Source organism: Acetobacter orleanensis (genome assembly GCF_001581005.1).
In the GTDB taxonomy this organism is placed as follows: Bacteria; Pseudomonadota; Alphaproteobacteria; order Acetobacterales; family Acetobacteraceae; genus Acetobacter; species Acetobacter orleanensis.
Map to the genome: position 1 here is coordinate 1 of NZ_LHZV01000041.1, position 18920 is coordinate 18920.

The window sequence follows — 18920 nt, forward strand, 5'->3', positions numbered from 1 at the left end:
TCAACGATAGACCAGAACACGGATGCCCAAGTGCAGGCCCTGAAAGCTGCCGCAGCAGACTGGATCAAGCCATAACGGGCCCTAATCTGACTACTATGAAGATATGAGGCATCATTAGGATAAAGTCGCGTGGGCAATACCGCGTTACGCGACATGGTTTTCTTCCGTTTGCAGAGAGACCGAATGATACTTCAGGTTGAATTACCTCGGATTTTGTAGGGACGTTTTTATCTGATTTAAGAAAAAATGCATGTGAGTCTGTTGATCATAATGCATAATTTCAAGTTTTCTGAACACCTTGAGCATCCAAAATCTGCTGTTGCTTGAATTGCACAGATGACAGCATCCCATTCCTTACAGCTTACGCACCGGATTATAGAACATTTCGATGTCATCAAACACGTCTTGCAGGGCGTCCTTGCGCGTTTTGTAGGTTCGGAGCAGGATGCGCTTACACTTGAGCAATGAGAAAAATTCTTCGCCACAGCATTTTCGTGGTATTTTCCGCGTCGACTCAGCACGTATTCCAGATTATGGGCGTATGAAGGCAGTCCAGCCCATGCTGGTAAACTGGCAGCCCTGATCCAAGTAGATCAGCACAAGAGCCAATCATGGCTCTACATGGGTGATGCGGCAACGTTTACTTGGAAACCCATTTTCACTGAACAGGGGGTATGGGTTACGCTCCGTTAGGCCAACTCTTTTGTGCGGAGTGGTCCGAATGACCGTCTTGAAGAATTTTGCGTTGCTGGCGGGGGAAGGTCTCTTTGCCCGCCGTATTATCGCCAACAGCATACATGGCGGAATGGCATGACAGGATGGCGCTTCAGCAGGGTGATCGGCATGCAGCTTGCCGAATGTGTGGCTTCAGGCCACACGGGAGCGGGAGCCCAGTCAATGGCGGATGAGCGTCGGCGCTATGGCGAGGCGTCTGATGAAGACCTTTTGCGCTGGTCGGGAACGGGCGATCGGGACGCGTTTGACCAGATCATGCTCAGGCATGGCCCCTATGCCCTGCGAACAGCCAGACGTCTGACTCGTGATGCTGAAACGGCGGAGGATCTGGTGCAGGATGCCTTCGTGCGGGCATGGAGACATGCGGGAGATTTTGACGGGTCACGCGCGCGGTTTACTACGTGGCTTTATCGGGTCATCGTCAATCTCAGCATTGATCTTGCGCGCAAGAAGCAGATGGAGCCACTGCCGGAAGGCTTTGATCAGGTTGATGAGAGCCCGTCCGTGGAAAACCGGCTGGAAACGATGCAGGAGCGTCAGGCGCTTGCTGCCGCACTTCAGGCCGTACCGCCGCGGCAACGGGCGGCGATGGCGCTGGTGTATGATGAGGGTCTGTCCGGGGCGGAAGCAGCCCGTCGCATGGGGCTTTCGGCCAAGGCAGTGGAAAGGCTGCTTGCGCGGGGACGAGCACTCTTGCGGGAGACGCTGAGGCAGGATGGGCGCACAGCAGGGAGACAACGCTCATGATGACGCAGAAAAAATTTCGCTATCTGGCGGAGTGCTACGGCGCGGAGCTTTCACGCTGGCCCGAGGTCGATCGTGAACGGGCGGAAACACTGCTCGTACAGTCCCCGGAAGCACGTATTATTCAGCGTGCACAGCAGGATGTGGATACTGTCATCATGCGGGCGTTTGACGCTCAGGATGCGGAACTGCATGCCCAGAGCGCGTATGAAGACCCACATGCTGCCTTGACGCGTCTGCGCGCAGGTGTGGCAGGACGGCTAACCGGACGCAACGCGATCAGGAGGTCCTTGCGTGGAGGGTGGCGTTTCATACCGCGTCCCTCAGGCATGCAGCCATCCGGGGTGATGACTGCGGATGGTCTTGTTCTTTTCCGCTTTGCGGGGTTGGCGCTCGGCTGCGCCTTTGTCGTGACAGGGGGGCTGTGGTTGGGATGGGTGCAGTCGGCCAGCACGGCTAGCGACCTATTCAATACGCTTCTTGTGTTTCCAGTCAGTGGTGGCGGATCATGATGTTTTACAACGCAAACGGCAGGGTTCGCCGATGGTTTCTGGTCGGCTCTCTTGTGCTGAATCTCTTTCTGGTTGCAGTCGTCAGTGGCCAGTATCTGCACCATCGTGAAGGTCATGTACCAGTTCTCACACGTATTCTACGGCATGTGACGTCCCGGCTTGATGCGCAGGACGCAGCAGCTTTCCGTGCCGCACTGCATCAGGAAGCGCCGCACTATGCGCAGGCACAGGAAGACCTCGTGCGAGCCCGTGCGGAAATTGACCGTCAATTACTAGCACCGCATTTTGATCCGGTAGCGACCCGCGCTGCCATGCAGCAATGGCAGGATGCGTGGAACGTCTTTGTCGGCACATTCAGCGATGCGCTGGTCGAGGCCATGGGGCGGCTATCTCCAGCGGGACGTCGTGCATTGGTCAACTCGACACCGCGCCAGAAATCTGGCTACTGATTCCTTTTTAATACGGCAGAAAATTACGGAAAACGTCTGATTATTGGCGAGGTCGACTTACGCACCGCGCTTTACCTTCGGATGCTTTGCTCAGAACATGACAGATCATGTTCTGAGCAGCGTAAGAATAGGTTCGGACAATGCCGTCTAATCTAATTTTACCGTCTGGTCGTGTGCGCCAGACCGACCTGACACGGCCAATATTGTTATGTTGCGACGTCTGCTTAAGACGCATGGTTGAGCATGACACACCATCAAGGATCTATGGAACACTGGCGCTGTCATGTGCCTGCCGTTGGCCGTAATTTATCCTTCTTCTAACCTTTCACAAAAAATCATGTTTGTAGCGTCGTATTTTCTACTTCTACCCGTAACAGCATTGGATAATCAAACGGAGGTCAGCATGTCCGGTTCTTCTAAAGAGTTCATGATAAAAATTGGCGCTTTTTCTCTTCTGACCCCTTTCTTTCTGGGTCTAGCAGGACCAGTCCTGAGTGACAGGGTGTTCGCGCAGAATGCTTCTGATGACCGACGCATGGCGAGTTTTCAAGCGGCTGATACGAACCATGACGGACGCATTTCGTATGATGAATTCGAAATATTTGCCAAATCCCGGATGGCGACGGCAGGCGGCATGCGCGCCGCCATGTTCAAACGACTTTCACCCGAGGACCAGAAGGCGCGGCTCGACGGAAAACTCGCCCAGATGGATACGAAAAGCAAAGGTTATCTGACACCTGATGACTGGAATCCCCAATCCTAAAAAACAACTATAACATCTTGAAGGATGGAGGTGAGGCATGTCAAAAATTCCTCATATGCTCGGTGGCGTAATCAGCATCGCGACCTGTATCGCTTGTATCGTCCCGGCGAGCGCCAGAACAGTGACTTACTGGGGGCCACATGGCGGTGCCGCTGTGGTGCATACACCCGGTCCATATCGCCCGGTAGTCGGTCCATGTTGCTACGGTGCGCCATGGCGTGCGGCGGGGGCAGTTGCGGCCGGCGTTGCGGTGGGCACTGCAATCGGTGCGGCAGTGCATCCTTATCCTTCCCCCTATCCTTACTCTTATCCATACCCGGTCTATGTCGCCCCGAGGCCGGTCGTCTATGCGCCGCCAGTGGTCGTGGCGCCTGCTCCCGTCTATGTCTATCCGGCGCACCCGGTACCATGATGCTATCATGTCTGAAAAGCCGGTCCGTGACGGTGACAGGAAAACTCCTGACGATAGGGGCGGCTCTATTCCTTACGTCCTGCGCTGCCGCGCATGTCCAAAAACCCGTGGTCGTGAATGACACCCAGCCTGTCGCCCCGGTTGCGGTGACCGTGACGACTAACATGCCCCGCACGATGGAGAATGCAAAGCGTCTGGATCAGAACATGCAGGCGCTGGCTGCGGGACTAGCGAAAAAGCTTGAGGTAGCCGGTATTATTGCGCATGCCGCAACCACATCAGAAACGCTGCCTCAGGCAAATGGTCGTGATCTGGCGCTCGTGGTCGATATTGGCATCATTGAAGGTGGCAATGCATGGGCGCGGGAACTGGTTGGCTTCGGGACAGGTCAAAGCCGCCTACACTCTCATATTATTTTATATGATGAACGTGGAACACAGCTGACGAACCTTATGGATTTTACTGTTAAAGCCAATAGCGGGTACATGCCGGGGGTTCTTGCCGGCGCATGGAATCCGATCGGCTTTGGTGTACATAGTGCGCACGCCATTGCAAAAGAAGCTTTGAGCGACGGTCATGAAGATGCGGACAGAACCGCAGAGGCAATTGTCACGAAAATGGTGGATTACTACCGAACGAACGGATGGCTGCCGCCAGAAAATGAGAGGAACGGGTAAATCCGCTACTCTGGTTTTTTGCAAAAGATGCAAAGTACGATTAGGAGTAGAGGCTGAAAAGACATTAGACATTTAGCCCGGTGGACGTATCCCAGTTTAGTTCGGAACCATGTGATCTCTGTTAAGCGACGTTGCGCTCATGATCCATGAGGACTTTCCATAAAAGCGAACCTCATAACCGTTAACTTGCGAAGAACAGCGTCGTGGATTGGCCTTGTAACGGTTTTGTGCCGGAAGGAGTTTTCCATCCGGCACAAAACCTTCTTAAAACCCATCTTACGAAGCGGCTCTTATTCCACCAAAAACCGAGCGTTCCTGAATCCCTATGGATGCGCCCGCGTTTTTTTCTGAACATGCCTGCTTTTGTACAAACGCACACAGTGTTTCGACCAGAGAAGCATCACTCAACGCGGACAGATCCCCCAGCGTCTCCGTATCGCCACTAGCAATTTTGCGTAGAAGACGACGGACAATTTTGCCAGAGCGGGTACGTGGCAGATCCGGGACCAGATACACAGCATCTGGCGCGGCATACCGCCCAATCTGGGAGGCAATCAGGCGGCTGATGTCTTTTTCATTCACCTCGGTTGCCGCAGATTTACAGGGAATGGCAAAAACAACCAGCGCCTGCCCTTTGACTGCGTGAGGCACCCCGACAGCCGCAGATTCCACAATGCGATGGTCCTCGCCTAACACATCCTCAACTTCTGCTGTTCCCAGACGATGCCCGGCGATGTTGATGACATCATCCATCCGACCGGTGATCCAGTAATAGCCGTCCTCATCCCGCCGCGCACCATCTCCTGTAAAATACAATCCCGGCACCATGGAGAAGTAAGCCTGCCGGAAACGGTCATGATCTTTCCAGAGTGTGCGGCACTGGCCGGGCCATGAGCGCACAATGCACAACGCCCCCGACGCAGGCCCTTCTTCTCTTCGGCCTTCCGTATTGACAAGAGCAACCTCCACACCCGGCAAAGCCATGGTTGCAGAACCGGGCTTGAGCGACTGCACACCGGGCACAGGACCCAATACCACGCCCGCAGTTTCCGTCTGCCACCATGTATCGGCCACAGGGCATCGCTTTTTACCAACAACATCATGGTACCATAGCCACGCATCCGGGTTTATGGGTTCCCCCGCAACACCCAGCAGACGCAGGGAACTTAAATCCCGTTTGTTTACCTCTGCATCTCCGTCCGCCATCATTGCACGTACGGCAGTTGGCGCGGTGAACAACATGGTCACCTTGTACGCGTCAATCAGATCAAGCCACCGCCCCGGCGCGGGAAAAGTTGGAAGGCTATCAGAGATCATGGTTGTCCCACCATTAGCCAGCGGGCCGTACACCACGGACGTATGCCCGGTAATCCACGCTACGTCCGCCGTGCACCACAGCACATCTTTGGGCTGATGCGTATAGACCATACCCATGGTGTAAGCGGCCCAGACCATATACCCGCCCGTGGCGTGCACCACGGCCTTGGCTTTACCCGTGCTGCCGGACGTATAGAGCATGAACATAGGATCTTCCGCGTTCATGGGAACCGGAATGAAGTCTGCCTCGAAGTGATCAACAAAATCATGATAATCGTAATCACGACCGGGAAGCATCGGAACAGCCTCATCAGACGTACGTACGACCAGCATGGCTTTCACATTGCTGTTCTCACCAGCCTTCTGCAAGGCTTCATCCAGAGTTTCCTTATAAGGCACAATTTTTTTACCGCGCCATGCCATGCTACCGGTAATAACAGCCCGTGCGCCACTATCCACCAGCCGCTCCGCCACCGCATCGGCTGAACACCCGCCAAACATGACCACATGCACCGCGCCAATGCGGGTACACGCCAGCATGGACACAACCGCTTCCGACACCATTGGCAGGCAGATGGCCACACGGTCCCCCTTCTGCACGCCAAGATATGTCAGGGCATTGGCAAGACGACAGACACGCTCATGCAGGTCACGATACGTCAGACTTTCAGAGCGCCCTTCCGCCTCGCGCTGACTGATGAGCGCGACCTGATCTCTTTTGTCCGTCAGATGCTGATCTATGCAGCAGACAGACGCATTCAGCGTGCCATCCGCAAACCAGCTTATGGAGACATCATTTTCAAAGCTGCCCACAAAACCCTGTGTCGGATTTTTAAACCAATGCACACGCTGCGCCTGCTCCAGCCAGAACGCATCAGGATCAGTCTGGGCATGAGCGCGCATGGCCTGCAACTGTTCCGGCGTCATGATCGCCGAATAGTGCGGATAGGCCCCTGCGGGGATAACCGTATGCTCTGTCATGGCTTTATTTTCCTTGTTCTTTTTATAACCAGAAGGACAGAATTTTCCGGTTTCAGGCTGCTGAACGATCTGTCTGCCCGACATGCGGGAGAACCGTGGCCACAATACCTGCATCGAGTGCTTCATAATCGTAATATCTGAGCGTCTTGTACAGCTCTTCCCGCGTCTGCATCCGGCTCAGCATCTCCTCTGTGCTGCCATTACGGGCCAGTGTGTCATACAGATCGGCCTGCGCCTTATTGGCCGCCCGAAGGGAACTGACAGGCCAGATGACCATGCTGTATCCCATCGCCTCGAACTCCGAGGCCGTGAAATAGGGAGAACGCCCGAACTCGGTCATATTGGCCAGAAGAGGCACATCTGGCAGACGGCTGGAAAACTCTCTGAACATCTCGGCAGATGTCAGGGCTTCCGGGAAAATGGCATCCGCGCCCGCTTCATGATACAGGCGTGCCCGTGCAACAGCACCATCCAGCCCTTCAGACCCGGCGGCGTCAGTGCGGGCGATCACCACCATATCCCGCCGGGCCGCGACAGCCGCCGCCACTTTCTGGGCCATCTCGTAAGGGGATACGAGCTTCTTGTCATTCAGATGGCCGCACTTCTTGGGTAGAACCTGATCTTCAATATGCACGGCAGCGGCTCCGGCTTCTTCAAAGGAGCGCACCATGTTCATAACATTCAGTGTTTCACCATATCCCGTGTCACCATCCACAAGCACGGGCAATCCGGACGCTCTGACAATCTGACGAATGAAGAAGCAGACTTCATCTATCGTAATAATCCCAAGATCCGGCAGCCCCATGCTGGCGGTCATAGCCGCGCCAGACAGATACAGGGCTTCAAACCCCCGATCCTTTGCCTGAAGCGACGCCTGTCCGTTGTGCGCACCGGGAATCTGCATAATACCTTTAGCATGCATCATCTCTTTGAAACGATGCCCGGCCGGGATGGAGGGACGATCTTTGCCTGTCAGATAGGTCATGCTGCGTACTCCAGTCCATCACGTTCACGCAGGGGGGGCAGAGGACGTGCATCCGGCCCTGTATAATTGGCTGATGGACGAATGATTTTTCCATCCTGCCGCTGTTCCATGATATGCGCACACCAACCGGTCACGCGCGCAATCACAAACACAGGGGTAAACATGCTGGTGGGAATCCCCATCGCGTTGTAGGACACCGCGCTGAACCAATCGAGATTGGGAAACATCTTCTTCTGTTCCGCCATCACTTTTTCAATCCGCTCGGCAACATCATATAACCGCATCGTGCCGTTACGCCGTGAAAGCTTCTTCGCCGTTTCCTTGATAATTTCATTGCGGGGGTCAGCCAGCGTATAAACCGGATGCCCGAAGCCAATCACCACTTCCTTCTCCGCCAGCCTGCGCCGGATATCGGCCTCGGCCTCATCCGTTGTCAGGTAGCGTTTCTGGATATCCAGAGCGACCTCGTTCGCACCCCCATGTTTGGGGCCACGCAGCGCGCCGATGGCCGCCGTTACCGCAGAATACACGTCCGAGCCAGTCCCGGCCACAACGCGCGATGTGAATGTTGAGGCATTGAACTCATGCTCCGCATAGAGGATGAGAGAGGTGTGCATCGCCTGCACCCAGTCTTCTGACGGCGCATGCCCGTGTAGAAGATGCAGGAAATGCGCACCCGTGCTGTCATCATCCGTCGCGGTTTCAATACGCCTGCCATGGTTGGAATAATGGTACCAATACAGCAGCATAGACGCCATTGACGCGAGCAGCTTGTCCGCAATATCCCGCGCACCTGCTATTGGGCAGTCACTGCGCTCCGGCAGGGTGCACCCCATAACAGAAACCGCCGTGCGGAGCACATCCATGGGATGTGTGGACGCAGGCAGACGCTCCAGTGTGGCACGAACAACATCTGGAATGTCCCGCATACTTGCCAGATGGCGCTTGTAAAGCTCCAGCTCCGCCGTGTTGGGCAGATAGCCATGAATGAGAAGATACGCGACTTCCTCAAACGAGCAGGTGCGCGCGAGATCCTTGATGTCATATCCGCGATAATGCAGGTCATTCCCACTATGACCGACGTTACTGAGTGCCGTATTCCCTGCAACAGTGCCGGACAGAGCAACGGATTTTTTGGGTTTTGTAGTGTGGAGTTGGGTATGCATGGTCTTTTGCTCCCTCGTCTGCCAGAGACTGTATCAGGACATCAGCGCTGCGGGTTGACGGGCTATTCCAGAGTCAGCACCCAGTTGACCAAAATTGAAAATCCCTTCCACGCGGTTGCACTGTAGATCCTGCGCAGGAATACTCAGCTCAAGCTGGTGCAGCTCTCCGGCTGCAAGCTCCGGCAGTTTCTGCACAACGCTCAGGAAACGCTCTGCTTCAGGTCTGGACACGATCCCCTCTGAAAGAGTCATGAATTTCCGGATATAGTCATCCCGCTTCCATGGTGTGGCCCCCAGCGTGTGCGCATTGGCCACAGCCAGTTCATCTTCCAGAACCCGGCCATCTTTCATACGGATGATGATACGCCCCCCGAACGCCTTTCTGTCCGGATCGCTTTCATGATAACGTTCTGTCCACTCAGGTTTTTCGATCGTGTGAATTTTTTTCCACAGGCGCACGGTCTCTTCACGCCGCGCACGTTCGGGAGCGTAGGACCGCACGTGATGCCATGTCCCATCCTGCAAGGCCACAGCGACAATATACATGATCGAATGATCAAGCGTTTCACGCGATGCCTGCGGATCAAACTTCTGCGGATCATTGGACCCGGTACCAATCACATAATGTGTGTGGTGACTGGTTTCGATCAGCACATCCTCAACATCATCCCAATTGGTGATCTGGCGTCCCATCCGGAAAGCAAGGTCGATCAGAGCCTGACTCTGATATTCCGCAGAGTGTTCCTTGGTGAAGGAGGACAGAATGGCGCGTTTCGGTTCCCCGGTTTCCGGCAATGGCACCTGATACAGGGCATCTTTGCCATCCAGCATCCATGCGATAATACCATCTTCCCCTTCATAAATAGGGGTGGGCGATGTTTCACCCAGCATGGCGCGATCCACCGACTCCACCGCCATTTTGCCAGCATGAGCTGGCGCGTAGGCCTTCCATGAGGAGATTTCTCCCTTACGGCTCTGGCGTGTGGCCGTGGTGACATGCAGCGCCTGCCCAATTGCCTGATAGATGACTGACGGCGGCAGGCGCAGCACCGTACCGATACCGGCTGCAACAGACGGACCAAGATGCGCTACATGGTCAATCTTGTGCTTGTGCAGACAGATGGCACGGGCCAGATCAATCTGGATTTCATAGCCAGTGGCAATACCACGGATAAGGTCCGCGCCACTGCGGTTGCACTGCTGCGCTACGGCCAGAATACCGGGGATATTGTCTCCGGGATGGGAATATTCCGCCGCCAGAAACGTGTCATGAAAATCAAGCTCACGCACGGCGGTTCCGTTGGCCCAAGCCGCCCATTCCGCATGGACCCGCACATCCGGCCCCATACCGAACACGGTCGCCCCCCCCGACCTGCGATGCGCCAGTGCTTCTGCCCGCGCGCTCATGACGGAATGCCTGTTGACGGAAGCCATGGCAACTGACGCGTTATCAATCATGCGGTTGATAATCATCTCGGCCACAGCAGCCTCAACCCCTACCGGGTCAGCCGCAACCTGCGCAATCTTCCATGCCAACTGGTTGGCACAGGGCAGCCGGTTGCTTTCCGGATGAACACGTACTGCATGATGTTGCATTGTTTTGTTCCTTGCCATCTTGTGATCTGGAAGGAACATTCGCAGACTGTCGTAAAGAGCGGCAGAGGGATAAGAGTAGAAAGAAGCAAATGAATTTGCCCCAGTTGCAAAGTCTGTGAAGGTCGGCATGCCAAGGACGAAAACCAAACTCTTTGCCGGAAACCGCTTGCAACATCTCCGCAAGCGGGAAGGTCTGACGCAGTCGGCCATGGCCGACCTTGTGGGCGTTTCACTCAGCTATCAGAACCAGCTTGAACGGAACCATCGTCCTCTGCCCACCCGCCTTTTACAGGCTTTATGTGAACGCTTTGATCTGACACCCGCATGGTTCAGTGATACGCGGGAGGCGCACACCATACAGGCGCTGCGCGAGACAATGGCGGATCCCGTTTTCAAGAATGCGCCACTTTCCTTTGCAAAAATGACGGAAGCAGCCAACCAGAATCCTGAGCTCTGCAAGGCATTTCTTACGCTCTATCGCGCCTATAGTTTCAATCAGGAACGAGACGCGGATACAGCAAAACATTTGACACCAGAACCCTATGAAGCAGTTGGGAACTGGGTACAGGAGCATAGAAATTATTTTCATGAACTTGATAGAGCAGCAGAAGAATTTTATGAAAATATTTTACCGGGATCAGATCAGCCGGATGAGGCTCTGATCCACTATCTCCAAACAAAACACGGACTTCAGATCATCCAGAGCGCCGATATGGAGAGCCGAGGACTTGTCTGGCGCATTGACCAGCACAAGCGGCAGATTTCCCTGCCCCATAACCAGCCGCATGAAAGCACTCTGTTCTTTCTGGCCCAGATTATTGGCCAGCTTGAACAGAGCCGCCTGATAAGCGACATCCTGCGGCGCGAAGGCCCCAAAGACCATAATGCTCAAGAACTCGCCCGCGTTTACCTCAGCAATTATTTCGCTGGTGCTTTAATTCTGCCTTACACCAGATTTCTGGAACAGGCTCAAATAATGCACTACGATATTGATAAACTGCGCCGCCATTTTTCCGTCAGTTTTGAGCAGATCTGCCATCGGCTCAGCACGATGCAACGTCCGGGAATTGAGGGCATTGCCTTCTATTTTCTCAAACTTGATATTGCTGGAAATATTCTGAAGGGCTTTTCTGCCAACCGTTTTTCCCAAGCACGCTTTGGCGGCCCCTGCCCGCTCTGGAACGTATTTCGCGCTTTTGCCACGCCGGGGCAAATTCAGGTTCAGCTCTCCCAGACAACGGATGATGCCATCTATCTGAATATTGCGCGCACTGTGGGGCATGAAGGCTCCAGCTATGCCGACCGCCCCCGGCAAATTGCGATGGTTCTGGGCTGCGCCATAGCTGACGCCCCGAAAACCGTCTATGCGGCAGGCCTGAATCTGGACGACCATACTCTGGTTGTGCCCATTGGCCCCGGATGCCGGGCCTGTGGGCGCGACCAGTGCAGCCACCGCTCGCTCCCCGTCTCAGGCCGTATTCTGGACACCGGCAGCCACGCACGTGGCGTTGTTCCTTATCGGGCATTACCAGAAGCGTAGCAGAGGTATACGCCCAGCAACAGAGACGTTCCTTGTTCGAGCAACCTTCGGGTTGAGTAGCCTATCATTCGGCTACCTGTCGGGTTGCGAGACGTCATTTAAGCAGGGTGCTGATTGAAACGAACTGGACGGCTGCGAAGAAGGTTTATATCAGTTTGTCGTAGCGGGTTGCGATGGCGCGGAGCTGTTTAAGTTTATTAAAGAACCTTTCGAAAAAATTTCGCTCCCGGTAGAGAGTGAAATCTATTTTCCGATGTGTCGTTCTGTTGCGTTTTGGCGGGATGACCGGGGTAATCCTGCGCTCTGTCAGCCTGTCGATCAGCCTGTTTGCATCATACGCCCTGTCGGCAAGGAAGGCATCCGGGTCGATGTTTTCCAACAGCTGTTCCGCCCGACTGATATCAGCATCTTATCCGGGCGTGATAGCGAGTTCCACTGAATTTCCCAGAGCATCACAAATGGCATGGATTTTTGTTGTCAGCCCGCCTCGTAATCGTCCGATGGCCTGATCCGTACCCCCTTTTTGAGGGCTCCGGCACTGTGGCGATGCGCCCGGACAATCGTGCTATCGATCATCATGTGTTCATTGTCGTGATCTGCTGCCGGATGACGAAAAATCTGCTCAATCACACCACTTTCACACCAGCGCCGCAGACGGCGATGCACGCTTTTCCAGTCTCCGAAACGGGCAGGAAGATCACGCCATGGAATGCCCGCACGATAACGATACAGCACAGCTTCCACAAACAGACGGTTGGCCGCAGCCGCGCCGCCGACATGACCTTCACGACCGGGAAGAAGATTCTTTATCCGCTCCCATTGTTCATCGCGTAAACTGTAGCGTCGCATCCGTCTGTCTCCCTCAAACCCGGGAAAACAGACACCACAGGAAGACAAAAAGTACAATCCTCAACCGCCAAAATCAGCAGTTAACTGACGACACGCCGTAGATCCGTCATTCAGAACATTAGGTCCACCGATACATGGCAAGGGGGTGGACGTCTGTGCTCTCATAGTTGGTGTGATTGTTCAATTGATTTTGGGTGTTTTTGTCAAAATTGAAATAAAATGACCGCACTCCTTTTTTGGTATTCCAGAAATAGAATTGCACGCGCTAAAACGATTTTCAAAGCAATATCTTATTTGTTCATTATTTCATTTTTGACATAGAAAATGGAATGATTCCTGATTTTCTGCGGATTTTTACTGGATTTATGCATGTTTTCTGCTTTTTCTACTCTGCGACAACAGATTCAGGAGACCCGCAAGAAAACTATGGCGCAGCTTTGCGGCGTCACACTCCATGGAGACCTGCAAGAACGCTATGTGGACTGGCGGCTCCCACTGCTACCCCTGAGTAAAAAGCGGCAAAACTGGTTGCAGATTATTCGGGAGGCAGGCGTACTATTCATTCACGTCCCTAAAAATGCCGGAACAGCCATCTCTCAGGCGTTGTATAAGTGTAGCATGCGGCATGAAAGCATCCGATATTACCAGAAGCACGCGCCGGACATGGTGCGCACTCTTCCCAGTTTTGCGCTCTGGCGAGATCCGGTCGAACGCTTCCTTTCTTCTTATGATTTTATCCGCAATGGTGGCGGTAGTCACGTCAGCCTACATCCCAGCTTTGCGGCGCACTATGCAGAGTTAACAACACTGGACCGCATGATTGAGTATGTAGAAAGCGTCTCATCCATCTACCATCTGGACCATGTCCTGCGCCCGCAACACTGGTATCTAACTGACCGACATGGTAATCTTGCGGTCAAAATGTTGTTTGATCTCAAGGATATTGACCGGATCCACCCGTTTATCCCCGGATTGTATGCCGGAGAGATCAAGAAGATCAACACGACACGACGCTTCACCACCAATATCAATATCTCACAAAAAGAAAAAATTATAAATATTTACAAGGATGATTACAAAATCATAGAGTCAATAAGCCAAATTAATGCTTTTACCAAACCCTCCCCCACTCTACAGAAGCCCAGCTTACGGACACACTTACCTACCCGCTTCCGCATGGCCCTGACCGGCAACCTATAGTGCCACGTATAAACCTCAGTAGATGGAGAATGGGGATATGATCGGGAATTACTGTTATAAATAATATGAATATTTTCATAACGATCATTTTATTATTTTTATTATATATATTTCCAATTTTTTATTTATTTGTTTTTCAATTATTTTAGAATTTATGTTTTTTACTCTTCCAATACACAACAAATCATTTCTTTTCGTTCTCTGCAAAAAGCGTTTTATGATATTAAAAAACCATTCTCTTCGCCACCATTCTGGGAGCTATTACATCAGTCATATCTCATATTAATAAACGTAAAAACCCTCACAAAAATCAGGAAAACTCAAATCATAGAAAAGGAAACTGGAATCATCCCTTTCAAGACGAACCTCGTAAATTCTTTCAACTCTAACAATCAGAACGACTCTGGCTTTCATAGCCTGACACAGATAAGACACCATCCATAAAATATCTTTTTCTATGCTATCCAGTTTTTCCTTGCATCCTCATGCAAAAACAGAGCCTTAATAGAAAAATTCGTACAGCCGAACTGAGACGAGAGAGGCACATTTGTCTGCCCATATTCCCTTTCCTTCTTCCTCACCGTCAGAAGCGCACCCAGCCATGAATGACACTCCGCAGACTATTCATGTCCTGATTGTGGAAGATGACCCAGAAATTTGCGGGTTATTACAACGCTACATGCAAAGGCTAGGGTATGATGTCTCCACCGCGCTCAACCGCGCAGGCATTAACGCCGTGCAAAAACGTCGGCCTGTGGACCTCACCCTACTTGACCTCATGCTACCAGATGAAGATGGACGCAGCCTGTGCCAGTATTTGCGGGAAACCTCGGCCTCGCGCATCATTATGGTCAGTGCATTAAACGATATTCATGACCGCATTTCCGGATTGGATCTGGGTGCTGATGATTATGTGACCAAACCATTTGATCTGGAAGAACTTGCTGCCCGCATCAGGGCCGTGCTGAGACGCCCACAACCGGAAGCCTCACCGACCCAACCTCGAGGCGTTCAGCACTACCGATTTGACAACTGGCTGTTTGAACCAGCTAAGCGCGCACTTTATGGTAAGACCGGAATCCGTGTAGCTCTCACTGGCTCGGAAACCGACCTCCTCCTGACCTTCTGCCAGAATGTGCGCCGTATATTTGATCGGACAGAATTGCGGACCCGTATCCATGGTGATGCAAAAAATGTAGACCCACGCGCTATTGATCTGCTGATTAGCCGCCTACGACGCAAGTTATCGCATGAAGGGCGACAACTGGAACTGATCCGCACCATTCGCGGAGGAGGTTATATTTTTGACCCTGACGACCGTACGCCATGAAGGCATTTTCCAAACTCTACCCACGCACCATTTACGGTCAGATGGTTGTGCTGGTTTCCGCCTGCATGTTTCTTACCCTGAGTATTACCTCTTTTCTGCTCTATACGTTCAGGCCAATGGCGCCCTCTTTACCGGGCGGCCCATGGACCAATATTCTGGCCGTCGAAACCGGAGTGGAAGCCCTCCAGGCGGCTCCTCCACAGTTCCGTGAAGCTATTGCCCGGAGAATATCCAGCAATGAGGTCATATTCACTGTAAGCCAGACGCCTCCCTGCGTTGTGGTTCCGACCGACCACATCACAGCTTTTTTGCAACGCATGCTGGTGTTCCGAGGCAATCTCGGCACTCACGCCCTGCATGCCAAAAGCTGCGCCCCGCGTGAGGGCGGCACACCGATATCCTATCTCTTCCTTCCGCGCGATAACATCAGTATTCAACTCTATAATACGTCTAACCATCATCTTGGGCGCATGATGCGCTTTGGCCGCATGATGCGCTGGACCATGCCGCTCACGCTGTCTCTAACTTTTCTGCTGACGATTACGCTCTCTCTCACCTTCTGGAGCATCTGGCATATCAGCCGCCCTTTACGGAACATCGCTGTACAGGCAGATGCGTTTAGCTATGATATTGCTCCAGAGCCACTCCCTGAGCATGGCCCAACAGAGGTGCGACAACTGACCCACGCCTTCAACCGCATGCAGGCCCGAATTGCCGCTTCTGCGGAAGAACGCACGCGGATGCTCATTGCCATCGGGCATGACCTGCGCACACCGCTCACCCGTCTGTTCATGCGATTAGAACTGGGAGGAGAGGAAGCGTCCCCTTCCGCTATGAAGCACGATCTTACCCTAATGAAAAAAATGCTGAACGGGGCTCTCCACTTCCTGCGTGAACAGACCGATGCTGAAAAAGCAGAAGCGATTGACCTTGCTTCCCTGCTGGAAAGCCTGTGCCATGAATTCGGCGTTGTGGGGCACACCATTCACTATGTCGGCCCCCCACAATTAATAGGCTTCTACCAAACCACAGCGCTGGAACGTGCCCTTAGTAATCTGATTGAAAATGGCCTGAAATATGGAACAGAGGTACACGTTTCACTTCGCAAGGAAGGGCAACGCGCCCTGATTGACATCAGCGATAACGGCCCCGGCATTCCGGTCAACCTACTGGCCTCTGCCCGTCTCCCTTTTTATCGGCTGGACCCGGCCCGGGCCTCGGACGGCGGACTGGGACTGGGCCTTTCTATTGCAGACGCCATTATCACCCGCCACAACGGCCAGCTTGTGCTCAGCAATATTGCACCACACGGCCTATGTGCCCATATCGCGCTGCCGCTAGGAACGTTGGGCTTTTAACTATCAGGTTGCGAGACGCCCGTTGCGCTCTCCGTCAAAAACCGCCTCAGCTTCGCGTTCTCGCCCTCCAAAGCCTTGAACCACCGAGACCTCCACTTCACCATAATTTTAATCGCCACGAGTAGAACGTCGCAGCGCTTATCCGGTGCTTGTGGCATAAACCCGGCCGCCGTCGTGCCCGTCTGAAGCTCTTTCAAGACCCTTATACTCCGCTCCTTGCGTATATCGTGCTTTCTTCATCAGGTGCCTCTAGTGGACAGACCTTACTTCAATTCGAGGGTATTACAGCGGTAAGATCACTTTAGCGCCACAAGCGGGCTATTGCCCGGCAGGACCAGTCAGAGCAGGGGTGGAGGAAGCCGTGTAGTTTTTACTATTCTGCGCCTCACGGCACTCCTGATGTGGCTTATATTCTGGATACTCCCAGATATAGAGAAGGTTTTTACGGAGCGTTTCATGAACGGCTTCGCGCCATTTTTCGTTAACAGGCGGGGTGCCAGCAGGACTGAGAAAGCGTTTCATAGTTAGTATTTTCTGCCATATGTGAGCGAAACTGACGGCGTTCTAGCATCATCAAACGTGGATGGCGTGTGACGTTTCTATGAAATACTCAAGGAAAGATTTTATTCATATTTTTGGGAAAAATAGCGTCATACGGGAGCCATTATTATCAATTATTTTATACGATCACAGTATTAGGAGGCTATCATGACAGCATTCTGGGCGTACTGGCTCGCTTTAAAAGAAAGTATCAGCAAGATGCGTGCAGCAGCCCGGCAGAGACGAGGAATGCGTCGCGCCTGCTCATAAGAGGGCAACAGGGTTCGCTCTCTCTAACCAGTCCGTAAAAAAACCCGCCTCCAAAAGGAGAGCGGGTTTTTAAATATCTGAGGGAGCGTAACTCCCTTCAAATTGGCTATGTTATTTGCCGTCGCCAGAGAAGGTGTTGCTGATATCTTTCCCAGCTTTATCGCCCCATTTGCCTATGGCTTTGCCTGTCCGCTTGCCCCAATTCTTTGTAGATTTTGCGGCATCAGACGTCCCTTCTTTGGTCTTATCCCAGGCCTTCTCAGTTCCGTGCTTGGTTTTGTCCCAAGCGTTGTCTGTACCTTCCTTTGTCTTGTCCCATGCCTTTTCAGAACCACTCTTGGTTTTGTCCCAAGCGTTAGTGGTATCCTCTTTGGTCTTGTCCCAAGCCTTTTCGGAGCCACTCTTGGTTTTGTCCCAAGCGTTAGTGGTACCCTCTTTGGTCTTGTCCCAAGCCTTTTCAGAACCACTCTTGGTTTTGTCCCAAGCGTTAGTGGTACCCTCTTTAGTCTTGTCCCAAGCCTTTTCAGAACCACTCTTGGTTTTGTCCCAAGCGTTAGCGGTACCGTCTTTGGTCTTATCCCAAGCCTTTTCAGAACCGCTCTTGGTTTTATCCCAAGCGTTAGTGGTACCCTCTTTAGTCTTGTCCCAAGCCTTTTCAGAGCCGCTCTTGGTTTTATCCCACGCTTTATCTGTGGCCTGACGTGTATCGGTCCACGCACGATTTACGGCACCCTGTTCTTCAGCATGTGCTGCTGGCAGGCTGAGTGTAAAGGCAGCGGCGCCCAGTGTGGCGATCAGGGCGGTCCGGAATGTCGTAAACGTCATTAAAATGGCCTCCATACGTTTTTAGCTATGTCACAAATGTCTTGCTCTGGCTTTATGGCAAATGTGAGATCACCCATTTACCGATGAGCGGGAAGACTCTGTTGCTACGCTCGGGCTGCAACGTATTGAACTACCGGAAAGTTTCTTTAGGCGCGGGGAATGCAATCCAAAGCTGCCTGTAGAATATAGGCCGCAGCCAACTGGTCCACGACGGCAGTACGTTTGCTGCGTGAAAGATCTGCCTCTTCAATTAACATACGATTGACAGCTGAGGAGGAAAGTCGCTCATCCCACAAGCAGACAGGCAAGCCGGTCTGCTCGGATAACGCCGTAGCCCAGTCCTTGCTGGCCTGCGCAGCAGGGCCGAACGAGCCATCCAGCGAGAGCGGGATGCCGACCACCATACCACCAATACCGTGCTTTGCCGCCAGCGCACGGATATGCTCCGCCATGGCGCCCAACTTTCCGCGTTTTACGGTTTCCAGCGGGGTAGCCACCATGCGGGAGACATCGGAGAGCGCCAGCCCCACCTGCTTGCGGCCGGGGTCAATGCCCAGCAGGCGGTCATCACGGGCCAGACTGGCGGCGAGGTCGGTAAGGTTGAACAGAGCCATGTCTGCACGGTATGTTGCCTTGCGCCCGATTATGCTAGGGCTTTTTTCCTCAATAGC

General features: G+C 53.1%; 17 protein-coding genes and 2 pseudogenes. 10 read left to right on the plus strand and 9 right to left on the minus strand.

The genetic code is table 11. The features are described from left to right. Nucleotides 1-280: 280 nt before the first annotated feature. A pseudogene (locus tag AD949_RS14400) lies at nt 281-606 on the minus strand (IS3 family transposase); the annotation flags it as partial. Between the two features lie 237 nt (nt 607-843). Here AD949_RS14400 and AD949_RS01740 point away from each other — a divergent pair. From AD949_RS01740 to AD949_RS01760, 6 genes are all read left to right on the plus strand, one after another. After that, nucleotides 844-1482: a sigma-70 family RNA polymerase sigma factor gene (locus AD949_RS01740; RefSeq protein WP_248845773.1), complete on the plus strand. Its 639-nt coding sequence runs from the start codon at nt 844-846 to the stop codon at nt 1480-1482. After that, nucleotides 1479-1991, plus strand: coding sequence for a hypothetical protein (locus tag AD949_RS01745; RefSeq protein WP_048836788.1), 513 nt, complete (start codon nt 1479-1481; stop codon nt 1989-1991). The genes AD949_RS01740 and AD949_RS01745 overlap by 4 nt, the downstream gene beginning before the upstream one ends. After that, nucleotides 1988-2440 carry a periplasmic heavy metal sensor gene (locus tag AD949_RS01750; protein WP_048836787.1) on the plus strand — a complete coding sequence of 151 codons (453 nt, stop codon included), beginning with the start codon at nt 1988-1990 and terminating at the stop codon, nt 2438-2440. The genes AD949_RS01745 and AD949_RS01750 overlap by 4 nt, the downstream gene beginning before the upstream one ends. Nucleotides 2441-2843: 403 nt before the next feature. Next, entirely contained in the window at nt 2844-3203 is a 360-nt protein-coding gene (locus AD949_RS01755) for an EF-hand domain-containing protein (RefSeq protein ID WP_048836786.1), read from the plus strand. 37 nt (nt 3204-3240) lie between these two features. Next, nucleotides 3241-3615 carry a hypothetical protein gene (locus AD949_RS13570; protein ID WP_082064861.1) on the plus strand — a complete coding sequence of 125 codons (375 nt, stop codon included), beginning with the start codon at nt 3241-3243 and terminating at the stop codon, nt 3613-3615. Then, on the plus strand, nt 3612-4292 hold the full coding sequence (locus AD949_RS01760) for a DUF4410 domain-containing protein (protein ID WP_048836785.1): 681 nt from the start codon (nt 3612-3614) through the stop codon (nt 4290-4292). Before AD949_RS13570 ends, AD949_RS01760 begins: the two co-directional genes overlap by 4 nt. 276 nt (nt 4293-4568) lie before the next feature. Here AD949_RS01760 and acs read toward each other — a convergent pair whose 3' ends face one another. The 4 genes from acs to AD949_RS01780 are packed head-to-tail and all read right to left on the minus strand — an operon-like array spanning nt 4569 to nt 10337. Beyond that, nucleotides 4569-6590: an acetate--CoA ligase gene (acs, locus tag AD949_RS01765; protein ID WP_048836793.1), complete on the minus strand. Its 2022-nt coding sequence runs from the start codon at nt 6588-6590 to the stop codon at nt 4569-4571. Nucleotides 6591-6642: 52 nt separating this feature from the next. Beyond that, entirely contained in the window at nt 6643-7575 is a 933-nt protein-coding gene (gene prpB / locus AD949_RS01770; RefSeq protein ID WP_048836784.1) for a methylisocitrate lyase, read from the minus strand. Then, a complete protein-coding gene (gene prpC, locus AD949_RS01775; protein ID WP_048836783.1) occupies nt 7572-8741 on the minus strand; it encodes a bifunctional 2-methylcitrate synthase/citrate synthase in 1170 nt (389 codons plus the stop codon). The genes prpB and prpC overlap by 4 nt, the downstream gene beginning before the upstream one ends. Before the next feature lie 33 nt (nt 8742-8774). After that, a complete protein-coding gene (locus tag AD949_RS01780; protein WP_048836782.1) occupies nt 8775-10337 on the minus strand; it encodes an MmgE/PrpD family protein in 1563 nt (520 codons plus the stop codon). Nucleotides 10338-10464: 127 nt separating this feature from the next. Here AD949_RS01780 and AD949_RS01785 point away from each other — a divergent pair, with 127 nt between their 5' ends. After that, the gene (locus AD949_RS01785) at nt 10465-11877 is read left to right on the plus strand and encodes a helix-turn-helix domain-containing protein (protein WP_048836792.1); all 1413 of its coding nucleotides are present in this window, start codon (nt 10465-10467) and stop codon (nt 11875-11877) included. A gap of 145 nt (nt 11878-12022) precedes the next feature. Here the strand turns inward: AD949_RS01785 and AD949_RS13575 are convergent. Next, a pseudogene (locus tag AD949_RS13575) lies at nt 12023-12726 on the minus strand (IS5 family transposase). 369 nt (nt 12727-13095) lie between these two features. Here AD949_RS13575 and AD949_RS01800 point away from each other — a divergent pair. The 3 genes from AD949_RS01800 to AD949_RS01810 all read left to right on the plus strand — a co-directional run bounded on the left by AD949_RS01800 (nt 13096) and on the right by AD949_RS01810 (nt 16614). After that, complete coding sequence (locus tag AD949_RS01800; RefSeq protein WP_052944595.1) at nt 13096-13926, plus strand: sulfotransferase family 2 domain-containing protein; 831 nt, start codon at nt 13096-13098, stop codon at nt 13924-13926. Between the two features lie 601 nt (nt 13927-14527). Next, nucleotides 14528-15256: a response regulator transcription factor gene (locus AD949_RS01805; RefSeq protein ID WP_048836779.1), complete on the plus strand. Its 729-nt coding sequence runs from the start codon at nt 14528-14530 to the stop codon at nt 15254-15256. Continuing rightward, nucleotides 15253-16614 (plus strand): ATP-binding protein, encoded by a 1362-nt coding sequence (locus tag AD949_RS01810; RefSeq protein ID WP_244463441.1) that lies wholly within the window; start codon nt 15253-15255, stop codon nt 16612-16614. Before AD949_RS01805 ends, AD949_RS01810 begins: the two co-directional genes overlap by 4 nt. 318 nt (nt 16615-16932) lie before the next feature. Here AD949_RS01810 and AD949_RS01820 read toward each other — a convergent pair whose 3' ends face one another. From AD949_RS01820 to ruvX, 3 genes are all read right to left on the minus strand, one after another. Next, nucleotides 16933-17136: a hypothetical protein gene (locus AD949_RS01820; RefSeq protein ID WP_048836777.1), complete on the minus strand. Its 204-nt coding sequence runs from the start codon at nt 17134-17136 to the stop codon at nt 16933-16935. Nucleotides 17137-17535: 399 nt separating this feature from the next. Then, nucleotides 17536-18249, minus strand: coding sequence for an endoglucanase (locus AD949_RS01825; RefSeq protein WP_244926391.1), 714 nt, complete (start codon nt 18247-18249; stop codon nt 17536-17538). A gap of 146 nt (nt 18250-18395) precedes the next feature. Further along, entirely contained in the window at nt 18396-18863 is a 468-nt protein-coding gene (gene ruvX / locus AD949_RS01830; RefSeq protein ID WP_048835988.1) for a Holliday junction resolvase RuvX, read from the minus strand. Nucleotides 18864-18920 lie beyond the last annotated feature (57 nt).